General features: G+C 39.1%; 1 rRNA gene. It reads right to left on the reverse strand.

The features are described from left to right. Nucleotides 1–77, reverse strand: a 16S ribosomal RNA gene (locus C2M35_RS14730); the annotation flags it as partial. Between the last annotated feature and the right edge of the window lie 158 nt (nucleotides 78–235).

Below are 235 nucleotides of genomic sequence, written 5' to 3' on the forward strand. Positions count from 1 at the left end.
AAATGTTACCGCTCGACTTGCATGTGTTAGGCCTGCCGCCAGCGTTCAATCTGAGCCATGATCAAACTCTTCAATTAAAAGTTTTTTGAATCCGAAGATTCGGCGCTCATTGAATTCTGATTTTGATTTCCCTTTATAAAAGAAAAATCGAATTGACTGTGCTGAAACAAGTAAACTTGTTTCCGTTGGTCACTCAGTTCAATTGAGACTCTAAATTTGTTTGCGTCATCTAGCG

The sequence above is a fragment of the Pseudoalteromonas sp. T1lg76 genome (assembly GCF_002964725.1).
Taxonomy (GTDB): Bacteria; Pseudomonadota; Gammaproteobacteria; order Enterobacterales; family Alteromonadaceae; genus Pseudoalteromonas.